This window comes from uncultured Agitococcus sp., assembly GCF_937920075.1.
GTDB lineage: Bacteria > Pseudomonadota > Gammaproteobacteria > Pseudomonadales > Moraxellaceae > Agitococcus.
On record NZ_CALETI010000249.1, the window covers coordinates 1 to 4,334 of the forward strand.

The 4,334-nt window shown below is 39.4% G+C and carries 3 protein-coding genes; 2 read left to right on the forward strand and 1 reads right to left on the reverse strand.

What is annotated here, in order from left to right:
• Positions 1–138 precede the first annotated feature (138 nt).
• Positions 139–1,725 (forward strand): RNA repair transcriptional activator RtcR, encoded by a 1,587-nt coding sequence (gene rtcR / locus Q0212_RS08650; RefSeq protein WP_297924558.1) that lies wholly within the window; start codon positions 139–141, stop codon positions 1,723–1,725.
• A 92-nt stretch (positions 1,726–1,817) separates the two neighbouring features.
• Here the strand turns inward: rtcR and Q0212_RS08655 are convergent, their stop codons facing one another.
• Positions 1,818–3,809, reverse strand: a complete 1,992-nt coding sequence (locus tag Q0212_RS08655) for an SDR family oxidoreductase (protein ID WP_367175792.1) — start codon at positions 3,807–3,809, stop codon at positions 1,818–1,820.
• Positions 3,810–4,081: 272 nt separating this feature from the next.
• Between Q0212_RS08655 and Q0212_RS08660 the strand changes: the two genes are divergently transcribed.
• Positions 4,082–4,334 (forward strand): ParA family protein (locus Q0212_RS08660; RefSeq protein ID WP_297924562.1); only part of this gene is annotated, 253 nt, incomplete at its 3' end.

Below are 4,334 nucleotides of genomic sequence, written 5' to 3' on the forward strand. Positions count from 1 at the left end.
TACCTGTTGACGGCTTAAATGAGAATACAAAAAATTTATTAGAACAAAATTAAAATATATTGTTTAAAAATTTAATTTTTATATATTTATGGATAGTGTATTATAAAAATATATAAATATTGTTGGTGTAAAAAAGCCATGAAAACCATTGTCTTTAGTTTTTTAGGTTCACAATTAGATGCAGCCAAAGGTCGTGGACGGTGGGAGAAATGGCGGCCAAATGTGGCCTTATGTCAACATGATGATTTTATTATTGATAAATTGGTGTTGTTTTATAACGAGCAATATCTCGATTTATTAAACGTGGTGATTGATGATATCGCCTTTATTTCGCCAGAAACCGTAGTTGAACCCTATTTAATGCCTTTGGAAAATCCTTGGGATTTTCAAGAGGTTTATGGCGCATTGTATGAGTATGCGCGTGCTTATCAATTTGATATTGATAAACATCAGTATTTGGTGCACATCACCACAGGCACACATGTCGCGCAAATTTGTTTGTTTTTGCTGACCGAAACGCGTTATTTCCCTGCCAAAATTTTGCAAAGCTCACCACCACGTAAACAACAAAATGGCGAAAGTGGTCGTTTAGATATTATTGATTTGGATTTGTCGCGCTATAACTTATTAGCCAGCCGTTTTGCCGATGAACGTTTAGAAATTCAAAATCACTTAAAATCGGGTATTGCCACCAAAAATCCGACTTTTAATGTGATGATTGCCGAAATTGAACAAGTGGCATTACGTTCACGTAGCCCTGTATTGTTGTTGGGGGCAACGGGGGTTGGTAAGTCATTTTTGGCTCGGCGTGTCTATGAGCTAAAAAAGCAGCGTCACCAGTTGCGTGGTGAATTTGTTGAGGTCAATTGTGCGACTTTGCGAGGTGATAGTGCCATGTCTACCTTGTTTGGTCATGCTAAAGGAGCTTTTACAGGAGCTGTGAGTGCAAGGGCGGGTTTGTTGCGTAGTGCTGATGGCGGGTTGTTGTTTTTGGATGAAATTGGTGAATTGGGTGCAGACGAACAAGCGATGTTGTTAAAAGCCATTGAAGAAAAACGTTTTTATCCTGTTGGGGCAGATAAAGAAGTACAAAGTGATTTTCAATTAATTGCAGGTACGTGTCGAGATTTGGCGGAAGAAGTGCGTTTAGGCAATTTTAGAGAAGATTTGTATGCACGATTGAATATGTGGACGTTTCATTTGCCACCTTTAAGCGAGCGTCGTGAAGATATTGAGCCAAACATCGAGTTTGAATTAGCACGTTTTGCCCGTGAACAAGGCCGAGAAGTGCGTTTTAACAAAGAAGCGCGGCAAGATTATTTAGCTTATGCCTTACAACCCAAAGCCTTGTGGTCGGGAAACTTTAGGGATTTATCGTCATCAGTGAGTCGGATGGCAACCTTAGCGAATGGTGGACGCGTCACTTGTGAGGATGTGAATAAAGAAATTCAGCGTTTAGAAAAATTGTGGTCAAATCAACAACAAGAGGCATTTAGCTTATGTAAGCAATTTTTACCCAATACATGGCAACAAATTGATGATTTTGATTTGTTTCAGTTGGAAGCGGTGTTAGCGGTTTGTCAGCAGGCAAACAGTTTATCAGAAGCAGGCCGACAGTTGTTTGCTCAATCACGGCAACAAAAGGCCAGCACTAATGATGCTGACCGTTTGAAAAAGTATTTGGCAAAGTTTGAGTTAGAGTGGAATACGATAAACAGAGGCTAATCGATTGATCTCACCCTAAATTGTTGAGCTAGTTTGGTTTAGACTTCGCTCAACCAGCGTAAAAACGCTGTCTGAGCGCAGTCGAAGGACGATTACCAGTGTTGACCTTGTAACACATTGGCCATGACAATCGCGGCGGCTGATGGTTTTTCTTCCTTAATGCCTTTAGCCGCAGCAGATGATGGGAACAATTTAAAACCTAAGTTTAAAATTGCATCATTTACTTTTGGCCATAAGGCATAAGATAACTCAGCAGTTTGTCCTAGTGGTGTTTTAATACGTTTAGGTTTGTCCACAATCGCTTTAATTACCAAGTTTGCGGCTTGGTCGGGCGTGTAAGTTGGCACATAATCATACATTTTGGTTGGTGCAATCATCGGTGTACGCACTAAAGGCATATAAATGGCCGTGGTTTGAATGTTGTACTGTTTTACTTCGGCAGATAAACAACGAGTAAACGCATCCAACGCCGCTTTACTGGCCACATAAGCCGAGAAGCGTGGTGAATTAGCCAAACAACCAATAGACGAAATATTGATAATTTGACCTTTTTTATTGGTTATCATGGACGGTAATAAACGCAAAATTAAACGCACTGCACCAAAATAATTTAATTGCATGGTACGTTCAAAGTCGTGAAAACGGTCAAGTGATTCAATCACCGCACGTCTAATCGAACGCCCTGCATTATTAACTACAATATCAACATGACCGTGATCTGCTAAAATTTGTTCGGCCATCGCATCAATGGCTTTTAAATCTGATAAATCACACGGATAAATTGTTGCTGTGCCGCCAACTTTACGAATCATTTCGGCAGTTTGTTCCAGTTTTTCTACACCACGCGCCACTAACAAAACGTGCGCGCCTGCTTTGCCTAATTTTTTAGCAACCGTTAAACCAATACCACTCGATGCACCTGTAATTAAAGCAGTTTTGCCTCTCACCACTTGTAAAGCTTTGCTCGACATAAACGCAGCACTGTCTAAATTCCATTCCCAATAATCCCACAGTTTATCAGCATATTCTTCGAGGCGTGGACAGCTTATGCCGCTACCTTTTAAGGCTTGGCGAGTATTTTTGTCATCAAACTCAAATTTATTAAAGGCATAGGTGAGGGTAGAAATTGGCGCACCAATGGCTTTGGAGATAGTTACTGCAAGGTCACTGACGGCAAATTTATTAAATAAATCTTTGGCAACACTAGGAACTTTGATATCAGGTACATCAAAGTTTTTGGCAAAGTCAGGCCCGTGAGCGGCAGTAAACATAATTTGCATAAAATCGCCGACGCTAGGCGCAGGATTTTGTACCAAACAAAAAGCACGACCATCTAAACCATCTTTATGAGCAATATAGTCTGTTGCATCAGCCACATAATCCACAGGGCAAACAGGCATTTGGCCACCTGTAATCCCTAATAATGGCAACCATTTAGGCACATTATTACGAATAAGCTGAATCATTTTAAAGAAGTAATATGGGCCATCTACTTTGTCCATGACACCTGTTTGTGAATCACCAATCACCATCGCAGGGCGATAAATACGATAAGGGGCTTTGGTTTCTTCACGGACAATTTTTTCGGAGGTAAATTTGCTACGGTAATAAGGATGGCTTAAGGCTTGACCTTCATCAAACATCGACTCTTTAAACACGCCTTCCCATTCTGTGCCAGCGACAGCAATCGAGCTCATGTGATGTAAACGAACATTGCCACCTAATTGATTAACAAAGTTAACTACATTGCGCGTGCCTTGATTATTAATGGCTTCGCCTTCGGCTTCGCTCATGTTCATGTCATAAATAGCGGCTAAGTGAAAAACGTGATCAATGTTGCCTTGTAACTTTGCTAAATCACTCTCAGAAACCAATGAGGGTTGGGAAATGTCTCCAAACACAGGAATAAGCTGTTGTTCGGTAGCACCTAACTCATCCATTAAATCAAAAAATTTGCTTTGCGAAGATTGACGGCATAATAAATAAACCACCGCATCTTCACGTTTTAATAAACGTGCAACTAAGAAACGACCAATAAAACCAGTTCCACCAGTAACAAAATAGTTCATCTTTATAACCCTCATCGTCCAAAAATTAGCGAATTTGCTAACTTTGTTATTGTTGCAATTAAAACCATATATTTTTTATGGTTTTTTCTTGTTGTAGCGATTATAGAACAGTAATCTGTAGAATAAACATTCTAATCTTATGTTTTTTAACTAAATAAATGTAAAAAGTCGTGACTAAAAATAGAGCAAAAATACTAAAAAGAGCTAGACGTTGATTTTGTTAAGATTACAATCGGCGTTTGTTTTAATCGCGTAAAAAATATTGAATTGATAGAGGGTAAATAAAAATGAGACGAGTGATTTTTAATCAAAAAGGCGGTGTAGGAAAATCGAGTATTACCGTTAATTTAGCGGCAGTCAGTGCTAGCCAAGGCTTAAAAACCTTAGTATTAGACTTAGACCCACAATGTAATGCAACCCAATATTTATTGGGAGAAGTTGCCGAAGTTGCGGCCAATAAACCAGAATTGCAACCAAACATTGGCCAATTTTTTGCTCAAACTTTAAGTTTAAAAGGCAAAGAAAAACCATTGGCTGAGT

What these genes read in the sequence shown, in the direction of transcription:
- Q0212_RS08655 (WP_367175792.1), bottom strand. Translation starts at nt 3,809, where the DNA reads ATGAGGGTTATAAAGATGAACTATTTTGTTACTGGTGGAACTGGTTTT.
- rtcR (WP_297924558.1), top strand. Translation starts at nt 139, where the DNA reads ATGAAAACCATTGTCTTTAGTTTTTTAGGTTCACAATTAGATGCAGCC.